This is a genomic window from Paraburkholderia sprentiae WSM5005 (assembly GCF_001865575.2).
Taxonomy (GTDB): Bacteria; Pseudomonadota; Gammaproteobacteria; order Burkholderiales; family Burkholderiaceae; genus Paraburkholderia; species Paraburkholderia sprentiae.
Genome location: NZ_CP017562.2, coordinates 108,024 through 122,936 on the forward strand (window position 1 = coordinate 108,024; position 14,913 = coordinate 122,936).

General features: G+C 64.4%; 17 protein-coding genes and 1 pseudogene. 12 read left to right on the forward strand and 6 right to left on the reverse strand.

The genetic code is table 11. The annotated features are described in order from the left end of the window. The first annotated feature begins 46 nt into the window (after positions 1-46). Positions 47-871, forward strand: coding sequence for an ROK family protein (locus BJG93_RS17210; RefSeq protein WP_027195528.1), 825 nt, complete (start codon positions 47-49; stop codon positions 869-871). Between the two features lie 21 nt (positions 872-892). Here the strand turns inward: BJG93_RS17210 and BJG93_RS17215 are convergent, their stop codons facing one another. After that, positions 893-1,336: a type VI secretion system amidase immunity protein Tai4 gene (locus tag BJG93_RS17215; protein WP_034478124.1), complete on the reverse strand. Its 444-nt coding sequence runs from the start codon at positions 1,334-1,336 to the stop codon at positions 893-895. 195 nt (positions 1,337-1,531) lie between these two features. Here BJG93_RS17215 and BJG93_RS17220 point away from each other — a divergent pair, with 195 nt between their 5' ends. Further along, positions 1,532-2,098 carry a YbhB/YbcL family Raf kinase inhibitor-like protein gene (locus tag BJG93_RS17220; RefSeq protein ID WP_027195530.1) on the forward strand — a complete coding sequence of 189 codons (567 nt, stop codon included), beginning with the start codon at positions 1,532-1,534 and terminating at the stop codon, positions 2,096-2,098. A 47-nt stretch (positions 2,099-2,145) separates the two neighbouring features. Here the strand turns inward: BJG93_RS17220 and BJG93_RS17225 are convergent, their stop codons facing one another. After that, a complete protein-coding gene (locus BJG93_RS17225) occupies positions 2,146-3,141 on the reverse strand; it encodes an aldo/keto reductase (RefSeq protein ID WP_027195531.1) in 996 nt (331 codons plus the stop codon). Positions 3,142-3,416: 275 nt separating this feature from the next. On the opposite strand from BJG93_RS17225, the gene BJG93_RS17230 reads away from it, so the two are divergent. The 5 genes from BJG93_RS17230 to BJG93_RS17250 all read left to right on the forward strand — a co-directional run bounded on the left by BJG93_RS17230 (position 3,417) and on the right by BJG93_RS17250 (position 8,238). Continuing rightward, positions 3,417-5,612, forward strand: a complete 2,196-nt coding sequence (locus tag BJG93_RS17230) for a TonB-dependent receptor (protein WP_027195532.1) — start codon at positions 3,417-3,419, stop codon at positions 5,610-5,612. Between the two features lie 80 nt (positions 5,613-5,692). After that, a complete protein-coding gene (locus BJG93_RS17235) occupies positions 5,693-6,376 on the forward strand; it encodes a Fe2+-dependent dioxygenase (protein WP_027195533.1) in 684 nt (227 codons plus the stop codon). Further along, positions 6,373-7,095, forward strand: coding sequence for a PepSY-associated TM helix domain-containing protein (locus BJG93_RS17240; RefSeq protein ID WP_027195534.1), 723 nt, complete (start codon positions 6,373-6,375; stop codon positions 7,093-7,095). The genes BJG93_RS17235 and BJG93_RS17240 overlap by 4 nt, the downstream gene beginning before the upstream one ends. Positions 7,096-7,198: 103 nt before the next feature. Further along, complete coding sequence (locus BJG93_RS17245) at positions 7,199-7,888, forward strand: nitroreductase (protein ID WP_027195535.1); 690 nt, start codon at positions 7,199-7,201, stop codon at positions 7,886-7,888. 35 nt (positions 7,889-7,923) lie between these two features. Beyond that, the gene (locus BJG93_RS17250; protein WP_027195536.1) at positions 7,924-8,238 is read left to right on the forward strand and encodes a high-potential iron-sulfur protein; all 315 of its coding nucleotides are present in this window, start codon (positions 7,924-7,926) and stop codon (positions 8,236-8,238) included. A gap of 27 nt (positions 8,239-8,265) precedes the next feature. On the opposite strand, the gene BJG93_RS17255 is transcribed toward BJG93_RS17250, so the two are convergent. Together BJG93_RS17255 and BJG93_RS17260 are read right to left on the reverse strand one after the other, a co-directional pair. Further along, positions 8,266-8,628, reverse strand: a complete 363-nt coding sequence (locus BJG93_RS17255) for a DOPA 4,5-dioxygenase family protein (protein WP_027195537.1) — start codon at positions 8,626-8,628, stop codon at positions 8,266-8,268. 17 nt (positions 8,629-8,645) lie between these two features. Next, positions 8,646-9,148, reverse strand: a pseudogene (locus tag BJG93_RS17260) (N-acetyltransferase family protein). Between the two features lie 379 nt (positions 9,149-9,527). Here BJG93_RS17260 and BJG93_RS17270 point away from each other — a divergent pair. From BJG93_RS17270 to BJG93_RS17290, 5 genes are all read left to right on the forward strand, one after another. Continuing rightward, a complete protein-coding gene (locus BJG93_RS17270; RefSeq protein WP_027195538.1) occupies positions 9,528-9,800 on the forward strand; it encodes a DUF1488 family protein in 273 nt (90 codons plus the stop codon). 717 nt (positions 9,801-10,517) lie between these two features. Then, a complete protein-coding gene (locus tag BJG93_RS17275) occupies positions 10,518-10,991 on the forward strand; it encodes a hypothetical protein (protein WP_027195539.1) in 474 nt (157 codons plus the stop codon). Positions 10,992-11,222: 231 nt separating this feature from the next. Then, positions 11,223-11,576 (forward strand): YciI family protein, encoded by a 354-nt coding sequence (locus BJG93_RS17280; protein WP_027195540.1) that lies wholly within the window; start codon positions 11,223-11,225, stop codon positions 11,574-11,576. Positions 11,577-11,756: 180 nt separating this feature from the next. Continuing rightward, positions 11,757-12,170 (forward strand): YciI family protein, encoded by a 414-nt coding sequence (locus BJG93_RS17285; RefSeq protein ID WP_027195541.1) that lies wholly within the window; start codon positions 11,757-11,759, stop codon positions 12,168-12,170. 76 nt (positions 12,171-12,246) lie between these two features. Beyond that, positions 12,247-13,521: an RNA polymerase sigma factor gene (locus BJG93_RS17290; protein ID WP_027195542.1), complete on the forward strand. Its 1,275-nt coding sequence runs from the start codon at positions 12,247-12,249 to the stop codon at positions 13,519-13,521. Positions 13,522-13,548: 27 nt separating this feature from the next. Here BJG93_RS17290 and BJG93_RS17295 read toward each other — a convergent pair whose 3' ends face one another. Beyond that, a complete protein-coding gene (locus BJG93_RS17295; protein ID WP_027195543.1) occupies positions 13,549-14,166 on the reverse strand; it encodes a LysE family translocator in 618 nt (205 codons plus the stop codon). A 52-nt stretch (positions 14,167-14,218) separates the two neighbouring features. Further along, positions 14,219-14,806: a DUF4337 domain-containing protein gene (locus tag BJG93_RS17300; protein WP_027195544.1), complete on the reverse strand. Its 588-nt coding sequence runs from the start codon at positions 14,804-14,806 to the stop codon at positions 14,219-14,221. Positions 14,807-14,913: the final 107 nt, after the last annotated feature.

A 14,913-nucleotide genomic window follows, 5' to 3' on the forward strand; every position in this document is an offset into this window, starting at 1 on the left:
ACGCGCCCACAGACCACAACCGCCTCAACACAACCCGGGGTACATCGTGACGACACGCAAGAAAAACGCAGCGAAACCGAACGCGCCGAAAAGCGGCAGCGAGCACATCCTCGCGATCGATGTCGGCGGCACCGGCCTGAAGGCCGCGATCATCGATGCCGATGGGCAGATGAAAACCGAGCGCGTGCGCGTTGCAACGCCGCATCCGTGCACGCCGGATCAACTGGTGGACGCGCTCGCGCAACTCGTTGCGCCGCTCATCGAGCAGGTGAAGCCGGTCTGCATGTCGATCGGTTTTCCGGGTGTCGTGCGCGACAATCGCATTCTGACCGCGCCGCACTTCGGTGTCGAAGGCTGGCACGACATTGCGCTCGCGGATTCGCTCGCGCAACGCCTGGGCGGTCTGCCGGTGCGAATGATCAACGACGCCGAGATGCAGGGCTTCGCGGCGATCGAAGGCCACGGCCTCGAATTCGTGCTGACGCTCGGCACCGGCGCGGGCACTGCGATGTTTCGCGATGGCGAGCTGATGCCGCATCTGGAGCTCGCGCATCATCCGGTCAGCAAGAAGGGGGTGGCGTATGACGAGTACATCGGCGAGGCTGCGCGCGAGAAGGTCGGCAACAAGCGTTGGAACCGGCGGGTCGAGAAGGTGATCCGCATTCTCGATTCGCTGGTCAATTACGACAAGTTGTGGATCGGCGGCGGCAACGCGGCGCGCATCAAGTTCGCGCTGCCGGAGAACGTGGCGACCGTATCGAACGATGCGGGGATCGAGGGCGGCGCGAGACTGTGGCATCCGCTATCGGTGCGCGAAACGCGGCAGTATCCGGAGGCGACGCAGAAGACGGGGCGGTTCCAGCCGAAGTGAGCGGGTGGATTGCCGGTGCGATCACGGATTGTCTTGCCTATAAGTGCGCCTGGGGTTAATGACCAAACGCTTGACCTGTGCGTCTAATTCCTGACTGTAATACAGGTCAAGACACTTCAGGAAATCGAAACGGACACCTTCGGTTTCCGATTCAACCAGCGGGTTTTGATAATTTCGCGCCAAATAATTGGCCACCAAGGTTTTGATCGCGTCTGGAGCCTTCTCCAGGTCGTAGTAAGTCCAGTCTCGCAATGCACTGACGCTGCTTCCTGCATCCATGGCTGCATCCTTGTCGTTCTTGTAGGCGGTCGCTATGCAAGTAGCTAGAACCATGTCTTTGTAGTTCTGTGCATAAGTACGTGCTCCAGCTTGTGGAGTCGCACGTTGATCGCCTTTCGCATAGCAAGCTGAGATACCGAAGATGAGGGCAGAGGCAGTTAGGATGCCAACCCCAACGTTTTTCACGGCAGACTCCAGAAGTTCGCACGGTGTTGGTTCAAGATGTAACTCATCCGTTTTTGCGCAGCCCGGTGCGCAATATGCCGCCTCTTCCATCTCAAAACAACGTTCTAGCTATAGTTGATACAGCGGCCGCTTGAAGCGAAGCATTCTCGAATGTGACTGTCACGCTCCTTCCAAAGCCCTCGACGGAGACTCCCAATGACTCGCATCCACCTGACCCTCGTGCGGCGTTTGCTCTGCGTCGGCGCGTGCGCGCTGCTCGCTTACACGAGCGCGCCTGCGTATGCGGCCCAAGCCTTCTCGCTATCGTCGCCGGGACTGGCCGACGGCGGCACGCTCGACGCAAGCCACGCGGCGAGCGCGAACAACTGCGGCGGCGCCAACGTGTCGCCGGCCCTGCAATGGCATAACGCGCCGGCCGGCACGAAGAGTTTCGCGGTGACGATCTTCGATCCGGACGGCGCGAAAGGACTCGGCATCGTGCACTGGATCGTGTACGGCATCGCGCCGGGCACGACCGGGCTCGCCCAGGGCGAAGCCGCGCCGCCGGGCAGCATCGCCGGCACGAATCGCACCGGCGGGCCCGGCTATTACGGCCCGTGTCCGCCAGTTGGCGAGGTGCCGCATCACTATGTCGCGCAGGTCTATGCGCTCGATCTGCCGCCCGACGCGCTGCCGGCCGGCTTGACGCGCGACGCTTTCCTCACCGCGATCAAGGATCACGTGCTCGCCGCGACGAGCACCGTGCTGCGCTACGGACGGTGAACCCGCGCGGCCGAACGCCGGGCCGCGCTCGAGATGCCGGCGGGCGCTCAGCGCGCCGCGTCCCCCCAGCGATACTGCACGCTCGCTTCATCGAGCTGCGTCTTGATCGCGCCATCGAGCGTGAATTCGGCCGCCGCGAGCGTATCGCTCAACTGTTCCGCGCGGCTCGCGCCAATGATCGCCGACGTGATCAGCGGATTCGCGAGCACCCACGCAATCGACACCTTCGCCAGCGACCCGCCGCTCGTCGCGGCGATCGCCTTGAGCTTCTCGATCGTGTCGAACTCGCGCTCGTGCCAGTAGCGCTCCTGATACATCGCGCCGGCCTTGCCGACGCTTTCGGTAAAGCGTCCTTCGACGGGCGTCGCGTCGAGCCGGTGCTTGCCGGTCAGCAGTCCACCCGCGAGCGGGTTATACGGCATCACGGCTAGCTGCTCCTCGGCGGCCAACGGCAGCAGCTCGCGCTCGATCTGGCGAAACAGCAGGTTGTAGCGCGGCTGGACCGACACGAAGCGCGCGACGCGTAGCACGTCCGCGCGTCCCAGTGCCCGCGCGAGCCGGTACGCGAGAAAGTTCGACACGCCGATATAGCGCGCCTTGCCCGAGCGCACGATCGCATCGAGTGCTTCGAGCGTCTCGTCGAGCGGGGTTGTCGCGTCGTCGGAATGAAGCTGGTACAGGTCGACGTAGTCGGTGCCGAGGCGCTGCAAGGACGCGTCGATCGCATCGAGCAGGTGCTTGCGCGACGCGCCCTGATCCCACGCGGCGGGTCCCATCTTGCCGACCGCCTTGGTCGCGACAATGAAGCGCCCGCGCTTGCGCTTTAGCCAGCGTCCAACGATTTCCTCGGTGCGTCCGGCCAGATTTTCGCCGCCGCCGAGCGGGTAGACGTTCGCGGTATCGATGAAATTGACGCCCGCGTCAGCGGCCGTGTCGAGGATGCGGTGCGATTCGGCTTCTTCGGTTTGCAGCCCGAAGGTCATGGTGCCCAGACACAGGCGGGAAACGGTGAGGCCGGTGCGGCCGAATTGGCGATATTGCATGAAGTCGACTCCAGGGAGGAAGGAAAGCGCTGCGGAGGTGATGAAACTGCAGTGTTGTAAAAAGGATAAACCGAGTCGCGATTCGGTGTGCCTGAAGCGCACCGCGATTGCTGACTTCCAATAGATATGAAATGATAGCGATTCTCATTTAAACGCAGCCAGCCATCCCGTCATCTCCATCACACAACGGAGAGCGGCAGCCAGCCATTGCGGCTTTGTCATGAATTCGACGTCGGTGATGCGAATTCGACAGCCGCATTCCTGACGGGATTTCCATGCTCAATCACACGCCGCTCGCGACAGCGCTAGCGCTCGCTTTCGCCATTCGTTTTGCGACCCCGGCAGTCGCGCAAAGCGCGCCGCAACCGGCCGCCTCCAGCACGTCGGCCAACGCACCGAACAACGTATCCGCCACCGAGGCGCCGACGCTGCCGGCCATCGGCGTGCAGGCTCAGGCCGTTCAGCAGGACTTCCAGGCCGATCGCGCGAGCGTCGGCGCGAAGACGCCGACCGCGCTGCGCGACATTCCGCAGACCGTCACCGTGATCAATCGCGACCTGCTCGCCTCGCAGGGCGCGACGTCGTTTACCGACGCGCTGCGCAATGCGCCCGGCGTGACGATCGGCGCGGCCGAAGGCGGCCAGATCGGCAACAACATCAACCTGCGCGGCTTCACCGCGCAGAACGACATCTATCTGGACGGCTTTCGCGATCGCAACCAGTACTACCGCGACACGTTCGACCTTGAATCGCTCGAGGTGCTGTACGGTCCGTCGTCGATGCTGTTCGGCCGCGGCTCGACCGGCGGCGTGATCAACCAGGTCAGCAAGAAGGCGAACCTGACGGATTCGGCGGAAGTCTCGGGCATGATCGGCACCGACGACCGCTACCGCTCGACTGTCGACGTGAACCACAAGCTGACCGACACCTCGGCGATCCGCCTGAACGCGTTCGGCCAGAGCCTCGGCTCGACGCGCGACGTGATGAAGAACAAGGACTTCGGCGTCGCGCCGGAACTGCGCCTGGGCATCGGCACGCCGACCGAGATCACGCTGTCCGCGCTGATCCAGCACAACCACGACATGCCCGACTACGGCATCCAGGCGCTGAACGGCCGTCCGGCGCCGGTGCCGAAGAACACGTTCTATGGCTTGACCAGCGACCGCACGATCCAGGACGTGCAGATCTTCACCGCGGCGATCAAGCACAAGTTCTCCGACAACCTGACGCTGACGAACCAGACGCAGATCTCGCACTCGACCACCGACGCGCGCGAAACCGCGCCGCAAGCGGTGCTGACCGGGCCGTTGTCGGGGAGCACGGCGTTGACCAATGGCAACTTCACGACGCTGTCGCCGTCGCAGCTGTTCATCAAACTGCAGAGTCATGACCGCGTGATCCAGAATCACGCGATCTACAACGACACGATGCTCGAATACAAATTCAACACCGGACCGATCAAGCACGACCTGATCGCGGGTGTCGAAGTGGGCCACGACAGCTATGCGAACCAGGCGTACACGCGCAACAACTTGCCGATCGTGCCGATGCTCAATCCGCCGATCATGGGCACGCCGTCGAACGTAACGACGACGCTCGGCAACTACGCCGATTCGAGCGCGAACGAAATCGCCGCTTACCTGAACGACACGATCACGCTGACGCCGCACTGGAAGGTGATCGGCGGTGTGCGCTGGGATCGCTTCTCGGCGGGTATCCACAATACGATTAGCGCGCCGGCTTACGCGAGCCAGACCAACTACTTCACGAGCGTGCGCGCCGGCGTCATCTATCAGCCCACCGACTGGCAGTCGTACTACGTGTCGTATGGCACGTCGTTCAACCCGTCGCTCGAAAACCTGACGGTCACGAATCTCACGCAGAACCTCGCGCCGGAATCGACGAAGTCGTATGAAGTCGGCGGCAAGTGGGATCTGTTCGGCGGCAATATCTCGCTGAACTCGGCGATCTTCCGCGAGGAAAAGGACAACGCGCGCACGCAGGTGTCGTCGACCGAATACCAGCTGGCCGGCGACATTCGCGTGGACGGCTTCCAGGCGGGCGTGACCGGGCACATCACCGACAAGTGGCAGATTTTCGGCGGCTACACGTACATGAACGCGACGATCCTGAAAGCGGCCGACGGCACGCAGGGTCATACACCGGCCAACACGCCGCGCAACACGCTGACGTTCTGGACCACGTATGCGATCACGCCGCACTGGGAAATCGGCGGCGGTCCGATCTATATGTCGCCGCGTTATGCGTCGAATACGAACTACGTGAAGGTGCCGGGCTACACGCGTTGGGACGCGACCGCGGCCTATCACGCTAAGAAGTACGACGTGCGTCTGAACCTCTTGAACCTGACCAACAAGACCTACTACGACGCGTTGATTCCGTCGGACGGCGGACGTTCGGTGCCGGGCATCGGCCGCACGCTGCTCGCGACGTTCAACTACCGCTTTTGATACGCGCTTCCGATACGCACTGAGCGCATGCGTGCGGCTTGCCGCAGTTGAAAACGGCAAGCCGACGCGAAGGACACCCTATGCTGCTGCACATTCCGAAGGTACTGGACGCCGCGCAATTGCGCTTCATGCGCGAGCGGCTCGATCAAGCCGGCGACGCATGGGTCGATGGCCGCGCGACCGCGGGCTATCAGGGCGCGCCGGTCAAGCGCAATCAGCAGATCGCCGAACACACCACGCTCGCGCGCGAACTCGGCGACGTGGTTCTCGCGGCGATCGAGCGCAATCCGCTGTTCATCAGCGCGGTGCTGCCCAACCAGGTCTATCCGCCGCTGTTCAACCGCTACGAGGGCGGCATGCAGTTCGGCAGCCACGTCGACGGCGCGGTGCGCGTGTTGCCGAACGGCGTGAAGCTGCGCACCGACGTGTCGGTGACGCTGTTTCTCAGCGCACCCGACGACTATGACGGCGGCGAACTCGTGATCGAGGACACCTACGGCGTGCAGCAGGTCAAGCTGCCGGCCGGCGACATGATCGTCTATCCGGCGACGAGTCTGCACCGGGTCACGCCGGTCACGCGCGGCGCGCGCGTGGCGAGCTTCTTCTGGGTGCAGAGCCTCGTGCGCAGCGATACGCATCGCGCGCTGCTGTTCGACATGGATACCGCGATTCAACGGCTCAATGCCACCCATGCCGATGAGACTGCGCGGCGCAGCCTCGTCGGGTGTTATCACAATCTGTTGCGTAGCTGGAGTGAAACGTGAGCGTACCGGACACCGTCGACATTCAACCGCCGGCAGCCGGCGAACAGGGCGCGCAGGAGCCGCGGCGGCTCGATAGCGATGAGCTGAAAGCTCGCGAGCGGCGCTCGCGTCGCGCGACCTTCATCAAGTGGCTGCGCAACGTGCATGGCTGGGTCGGACTGTGGGGCGCGGCGCTCGGTCTGCTGTTCGGCACGACCGGGTTCTTTCTGAACCATCGCGGCGGCCCGCTGCGCGTCTCGACCGGGGAGCCGCAGGTGTCGGTGATGCAGGTTCCGCTGCCCCAACCGGCGCCGCAAACGCCGCGCGAGCTCGCAAAGTGGCTCAAGCAGGAGCTGAAGATCGCCGGCAATCCGGGGCGCGTGCTGAAGGAACCCGAGCATCCGGTGGCGTGGGGCGATCGCACCGTCGTGCAGCCCGAGCACTGGCAGCTGAACTTCGCGTCGCCGAAGCAAAACACGTCGGTCGAATACTGGGCCGGCAATCACACCGTGACGGTCAAGCGCAGCGCGAACACCTTTCTTGCCATGCTCACGAACATGCACAAGGGCGTGGGTTTGAGCGTCGGTTGGGTGCTGCTGATCGACACGCTCGCGGGCAGTCTGATCCTGCTGTCGCTGACGGGCGTGCTGTTGTGGACCGAGTTGAACAAGCGCAAGACGGTGGGGCTCGTGCTCGTGGTGGGGTCGATTGGGGCGGCGGTGATGTTGGGGACGATGTAAGGGCGCGACGCCAGGGCGATGCCTGTGCCCTCGCGGGCAGGCTTTAAGCGGTACGCGCTAGAATCGTGCAGACCCACTTCGCTGGCTCTGCCGCCATCCGCCGATGACCTCTCCCGCGAACCCCGTCGACAGCGCGCTAATCACGCGGCGCTCGGTGCGCGCCTTTCTGCCGACACCGGTGCAGCGCGCCGACATCGAAGCCATTCTCGACGCCGCCAGCCACGCGCCGTCGGGCACCAACACGCAGCCGTGGAAGGTGTACGTGCTGACGGGCGAATCGCTCGGCCGCCTGTCGCGCGATCTGCTCGCGGCATACGACGATCCGCAGCGCGACGAGCTGTGCCAGGAGGAGTACGCGTACTATCCTCGCCAATGGCAGTCCCCGTTTATCGACCGGCGCCGCAAGATCGGCTGGGACATGTATGGCCTGCTCGGCATCGGCAAGGGCGACAAGGCGCGCATGCACGAACAGCACTCGCGCAATTTCCGTTTCTTCGACGCACCCGTCGGCCTGCTGTTCACGATCGATCGCAGCCTCGAGCGCGGCAGCTGGCTCGACTACGGCATGTTCTTGCAGGCCATCATGACGGCCGCGCGCGGGCGCGGCCTCGACACCTGTCCGCAGGCCGCGTTCATGCAGTTTCATCGGTTGATTGCCGGATATCTCGGCTTGCCCGAGAACGAGCAGTTCCTGTGCGGCATGTCGCTCGGCTTCGCCGACCCGAGCGCGCCGGTCAACACGCTGCGCACCGAGCGCGAACCGGTCGAGCGCTTCGCACGCTTTCTCGATTGAACGCAGCTGTCAGTCCCACCCAGAGACAAATCGCAATGAAAACATCGCGCCGCCATTTCCTGTTGTTGAGTGCGGGCGTCGGCTCGTCGCTCGCACTGTCCCGCGCCGCATTTGCCGGGACCGTTCCCAACGCGCTGAGCGAGAGCGATCCGCAGGCGCAGGCGGTCGGCTATACCGAAGATGCGTCGAAGGTCGACAAGGCGAGATTTCCGAACTTCGCGGCCGGGCAATCGTGTGCGAACTGCTCGCTGTTCCAGGGCAAGGCGGCGGATGCCTACGGCGGCTGCACGCTGTTCGGTACCAAACAGGTCGCGTCGCGCGGCTGGTGCAGCGCGTACTCGAATATGTGAATACGTCGCGGCGCCGCTGCATCGCTGCTACATCAGCGCCTTCAGCACGAGCGCGTGCGAGTGCCCGATCCACACGGCGGCGTCGCGATGATCGCGTAGCGCGTCGCCGGTATTCGGATGCAGAAAGACATCGAGCGCGCCGTGATTGAGCGTGAGCCACCCGACCACGTCGGCGAACTGCGCGTGCGCGAACGCGAGCTGATACGACCACATCGGGTGCGGGCCGACCGGTCGTTCGTGGAAGCGCCCGATCTGAAGCTTGTCGCCCCAATGCGCGTCGATCTGCTCGCGAAACGCCCACGCGGCGTCGCGGCTCGCCGCGTCGAAATAGATGTGTGCGTGCCAGCTTTCTATCGCTGAAGCACCGCGAAAGGTCGTATCAGAGTTCATTGCAGCCTCGTTCCGGGTCAGTCTTTATCCGCCATTCGTTCTGCTTCGCTTTCCGCGAGCGCGCGTGCGGCGAGGCGCATGTGAAACTGTGTTCGATCCTCGCCGACGATCTGGAAGCCGAGACGATCGTACAGCCGTTTGGCGGGATTGCCCTTGAGCACCTGCAAGCCGACCGGCAGTGCTTCGGCCGCGGCCGCGCGCAGGATCGTGCGCAGCGCCCACTCGCCGATGCCGCGTCCCTGTAGCGCGGGGGCGATCTGCAACTGCCGACCAACCATTCGTGTTCGTTGCGATGCGCCTTCAGCAGACCCGCTGGCGCGCCATCGATGCAGATTACCTGCGCCGCGTCGTAGCGGTGCAGCAGGCGCGCGCGATGGGTGGCGTCATCGGTCGGCTCGGCGGCGCGCGCCAGGTGTTCGGTCATCGTCGTCTTGCGCAGTTCGAGCAGGAAGGCTACGTCGTCGGCTTGCGCGGGACGCAAGCTCAGCGCGGATTGTTGGGCAGGCAGATCGGCGGACATGTCGGCAAGGTTGTGGCGCGCGATCGGGCACACGGTGAACATGCAAAGCGCGGGTAAGAATTGTCGTCGATTGTCGCGCCGGCTGCGCTTTTTTACCACGCGGCGATGTTGCAGTCTTCGCAGTTTGCGATGCAGTGGGAACGGTCGACGCGGCGAATCGGCGCTCGCGCGGCCGCATGTCGGCTCGCGCCGACCTGTGCTGCCTTTGGCATGCGCTTTGCTTGACGTTGACTCGCGTTTCGAGGGCGCGGCCATCAATCCGTCGCCCGCGCTATCCGCACTATCAACCACACGACCAGGCTGAACGCGCGTCAGATGATTTTCCGGGGACGTTCGCGTCGTACCGCGAACGTCGTAATCAACGTTGCGAGGTGGGGCTATGACGATGATCGAGGCGGTACCCAGCGTCTCGGCAGATGGACGCGCGGTGATTTTCCAGCTTTCGTCGCGGGGAGGGGACCTTGAATGCGCGGTCACGCGCGAGGCGCTCGAACAGCACTTCTGGCTGCAGCGCGGTGCGGGTGAAGCGCGCATTCTGAAGACCTTCGCCGATGGGCGCAAACGTATTACTGCGATCGCCGAGCGAAAAATGCTCGCGCGTCCCGGTGAAAAGGTCTTGCTGACAATCGACGATTTCTCCCGGCGCGGTTGAGTTGCGGGGTGCGGCGCGCGTCATCGCTCGTCTATCCGACGAAATCCCGCTGTTACATCGATTCGCCAAATTAACCCGCCAAAGCCCCTCGCTTCGCGCAATTGCATTCGCGTGCGCGCGCCTACACTCTTTTACATGGAGCGACAAATCACCGAACTCCATCGATGCGATTCCCCTCGTGTCGGATTTGAACCGTACCGTTGATATGCAGTGCAGTGAGTAGCTGGCAGTTCGCAGTAGACGCAATACAGGCGCGCCATGCATCGAGCACGAGCGCGAAGCAACAGGGGTAGCGGCCAGATGCAGGAAATAACGAGGACCGGCCCACATGCAGTCGCAATTGAAGTGATGGTTTGAATCGACGGTTGGAAGGTTGCTGTCGAGTGGTAGGAATTGCCGTAGCAGTACACGTAAGCAATAGCTTTGCAGGTTAGGTGGTTATAGGTCGGCAGGCATCCACGCGCCTGCCCGATTGTTCCATCCTGTCAGCCCTGTTCCTCGCGGAACAGGGCTTTTTTTTGTTCGGTACGAAGCCGGCTCCTTGTTTCTGGCGAGTTCGAACCGATGTGCGGACATTGCATGCTTCGATACGTTCGAAAAACCGGCGCGTCGCATAGCGTGAACTGTCGGGCGCGAAATGCGTCGGACCATCGAACGCGGCGTTCGCCGTCGTCGCGTGCCGAGTCCGGGCGCGCTGCCAAGAAGGAGATTGAATTCATGTCCAGCAAATCGCGAGTTCGCAAGCCCGGCCGCGCCGCCATGTCCCCGTTGTTGCGTTCCCTGACCCTGAGCCGCACCGCGCACGCGCCGGTCACTCAGACCATGCTGTTGCAGGCCTACGGCGCACTCGATGCGTTCCGCCGCGGCCGCGGCGCGCGAGTTCTGCACACCACGCTGAGCCGGCACCTGCTGATGTCGGAGGAACTCGCGCATGCCGGAGTGGGCGCGGACTCGCGCGTCGACATCGCAAGCGCGCATGCGGCGATGCTGCGGCTCGACGCGCGCGAGCGCGAGACCGCCCGCTGGTCGCTCGAAGACGACGACTACGCCTGTCTGTGCGCGGCGCTAGCCATTTTCGACCAACAATTGTCGGCGGCGTCGCTGAGCGAGTTGGCGAGCGCGGAAGCGAAGATGATCGAAGGTTTGATGCGCTCCGCGCAACTGCGGGCGCTGGCCGAAGCGGCGGTTTGACCACTTGACGGCGGCATCGACGTATCCGGCACGGCCGGCTGATTCGCACGACGCGGCCTGTTACGAGTGTCCGTAGAGGTGCGCCCGCGCGCGTTTGCCGCTGCGATTCCCGCTTGCTAGACTGGCTGCGCCCGCGTGCCTGCTCGCTGCCCGCCCGGCGCCGAGCTGAGGCGTGGCCGTCGTCGTTGCCACACCGGCTCGCGCACATAACCGAGCCCTATCGGAGAGACCATGTCCTACATGCTGCTGATCCTCGAACCCACCGACCAACGCGAGGAGCGCGGCGAAACCGCGGGCCGCGATCTCTACGACCAGATGGTGCGTTTCGCCGACGACCTGAAAACGCGCGGCAAGCTGCTCGCGGTCGAGTCGCTGACCTCCCAGAGCGACGCGGTGCGCGTGCAGGTCCGCAATGGCCAGTCGAAGCTCGTCGACGGCCCGTTCGCCGAAGTCAAGGAGATGATCGGCGGCTTCTTTCTGTTGAACTGCGACAGCCGCGAAGAAGCGGTGGCGATCGCGCAGTCCTGCCCAGCGGCGGCGTGGTGCACGGTCGAGGTGCGCAAGCTCGGGCCGTGCTTCATCTAGCCACGCGCTACACGCACGCGCAGCCACTTCGGTGTTTTCCCTGGGATGCCGGGGCTGCCGCGCATGTCGATCCGGGCGTGCATCGCGCGTCGTGTGAGTGAGGGGCGAGCTGGCTTCGCGCCGCCACGCGATTCTCACGAATCCACTCACCACGAACCACTAACAACAAGGAGCAACGACATGCGATACATGATCATCGTCAAAGCCACGGCCGCGAGCGAAGCCGGCGAGATGCCCGAACCGTCGCTGATCGCCGCGATGGGCGCGTACCACGAAGAGCTCGCGAAGGCCGGCGTGCTGCTCGACGCGACCGGCTTGCAGCCGAGCTCGAAAGGCTGGCGCGTGCGCTATAGCGGCGGCAAGCGGACGATCATCGATGGGCCGTTCACGGAATGCAAGGAGCTGATCGCCGGCTACACGCTGATCCAGGTGCGCTCGCGCGACGAGGCGATGGAGTGGGCGCGGCGTTTTCCGGCGCCGTTCGGTGAGCATGCCAATGGCGAAATCGAAGTGCGGCAGCTGTTCGAAATCGACGACTTCGAGCCGGGGCCGGAAGTCGAGCGTTTTCGCAAGCTCGAAGAAGATCGCCGCTGATTCATGGCCTACATCCGCGAACTCGCGTACAGGGTCCTGAACGCGCAACCGTCGGCCGCAGGCGAAGGCTAACGCCGTGACGATACAGGCCACCCATCGTGCGATCGACGCTGTCTGGCGGATCGAATCCGCGAAGGTCATCGCTCATGTCGCGCGGATCGTGCGTGACGTCGGGCTTGCCGAGGAACTCGCGCAGGACGCGCTGGTGGCCGCGCTCGAGCATTGGCCGGACGCGGGCGTGCCCGACAACCCCGGGGCTTGGCTGATGACGACCGCGAAAAACCGCGCGCTCGACCGGCTGCGCCAGGAAGCGCTGCATGCGCGCAAGCGCGAGCAGCTCGGCCACGATCTCGACGCGATCGAAGCGCACGTGGTGCCCGATTTCGTCGATGCGCTCGATGCCGCGCGCGCCGATGACATCGGCGACGATCTGCTGCGGCTCATCTTCACCGCTTGTCATCCGGTGCTGTCCACTGACGCGCGCGTCGCGCTGACGCTGCGCCTGCTCGGCGGCCTCAGCACGGACGAAATCGCGCGCGCGTTTCTTGTGCCGGAGCCGACCATCGCGCAGCGGATCGTGCGCGCGAAGCGCACGCTGTCGGCGGCGCGCGTGCCGTTCGAGGTGCCGCAGGCGGACGCGCGCGCGGCGCGGCTCGCGTCGGTGCTGCAGGTGATCTACCTGATTTTCAACGAAGGATATTCGGCGACCGCCGGCGACGACTGGATGCGTCCGGCGTTATGCGAGGAAGCGCTGCGGCTCGGGCGCGTGTTGAGCGGTCTCGTGTCCAGCGAGAGCGAGGTCCACGGTCTCGTCGCGCTGATGGAGATTCAGGCGTCGCGTACCCACGCGCGCACCGATGCGCAGGGGCGTCCGGTGCTGCTGCTCGATCAGGATCGCAGCCGCTGGGACCCGCTGCTGATTCGCCGCGGTCTCGCTGCGTTGAATAGCGCGCATGCGCTCGGGGGCGCGAGCGGGCCGTATGCGTTGCAGGCGGCGCTCGCCGCCTGTCATGCGCGGGCACGCCGCGCCGAGGACACCGACTGGGCGCAGATCGTCGCGCTTTACGACGCGTTGGCGCAGGTCGCGCCGTCGCCGGTGGTCGAGTTGAACCGCGCGGTCGCGGTCGGGATGGCGTTCGGACCGGCGGCCGGACTGGAGATTGTCGATGCGCTCGCCGCCGATTCGGCGCTCAGGAATTATCACTGGCTGCCGAGCGTGCGCGGCGATCTGCTGGTCAAGCTCGGACGCGTCGATGAAGCGCGCGCCGAGTTCGAGCGCGCCGCGGCCATGACGCGCAACACGCGTGAGCGCGAGTTGTTGCTGGAGCGTGCGCGCAGGCTTGCGGATTGAGGCTGTTCGCGAGCGCATCACGCCGCTTCAACGAATCAGCTGCCGCACCCCTAACGCAACGATCAACCCACCGCACACGCGATCGATCCACATCTTGCCGCGCCGATACGCCGACGCGATCCGCGCATGCGACAACGCCAGCGCGACGAACCCATACCAGCTGCTTGCGACGACGAACACCATGCCGAGCATCGCCGCGAACGTGCCGGTGCTTACATGCGCGGGCGCCGCCGACGAGAACACCGCGGCAAAAAACGCCATCGATTTCGGATTGGCGATGTTGGTCGCGAAGCCCTGCGCGAATGCCTGCCGAAAGCCGCCCGCCGGTGCGTTGACGAGCACCGCCTGGCGCGCCGCCGACGCGTTGAAGATCAGCCGCCCGCCGAACCACAGCAGATAACACGCACCCGCGATCCTGACCACGAGCGCGAGCCACGGGAACGCGGCGAACACGATGCCGACGCCGAGAATCGCGCAGCTCGCCCAGAACAGATTGACGAGGACGATGCCGCCGACCATCGCGAGCGCTTCGATGCGCGTCGCCGAAGCGGCCTTGTGCGCGACCGCGACGAAGTTCGGACCCGGGCTCATCACGCCCGCGATATACACGGAAAACACGCCGACCACGGCGGACCCATCGATCACGACACCCTCCCGGTTGAAAAACTGTGGATGAAAAGTAACGTCAGCACCGCGCTCATAGCCCGAAAAACGCCGCGCCCGCGGTCACGAGGCCCGCCCCCGCGACGAGGTACGCCACATTGCGCAGCCAGTTCTTGCGCGTGAGCAGCGTGATCGCGCACAGCGCAATCGCGACCTGAATCAGCAGCGTTGCCTGGGCCCAGCGATGATGGCCGTGCAGCAGCGCTTCGCTGCGCGTGTCGGCGGCGACGACCTGTTTTTCGATCGCTTCGGCGTTCGCGCGGATCGGCTCCTTCTGCTGCTTGTATTTGTCGACGTCGGCGAGGAATTTCGCGTGTGCGTCGCTATTGGGCGCCGCCAGCGCCGCGCCGAGTTCGGCGAGGTTTTCCTTCTCGCCCTTCGCCTGATAGTAGTTCCACTGGTTCGACGCCTCGGTCTTCTTGATCGCGGCTTCGTTCTTGAAGAACAGCGCAAGGTTTTCGGCGTTGCCGCTCTGGTATGCGCAGAGCGCGCCGATCGTCGCCAGGATCGCGGTCATCACGGCCATGCGGCTCGCGAACGGATCGGCGTCGTGATGCGCGGCGTGGCCGGCGTGTTGGACAGCATGGTCGTGCGGGCCGTGTACTTCATATTCTTCAGACATCGAATTCTCCGGGGCAATGCTTTTGTCGTCATCGCCGGGCGGTGCGGGCGCCGGGCGGCCTCAATCTTAGCGTGTCGCGGGCGGCGAGGGCTCCGCTTCAAGACAGC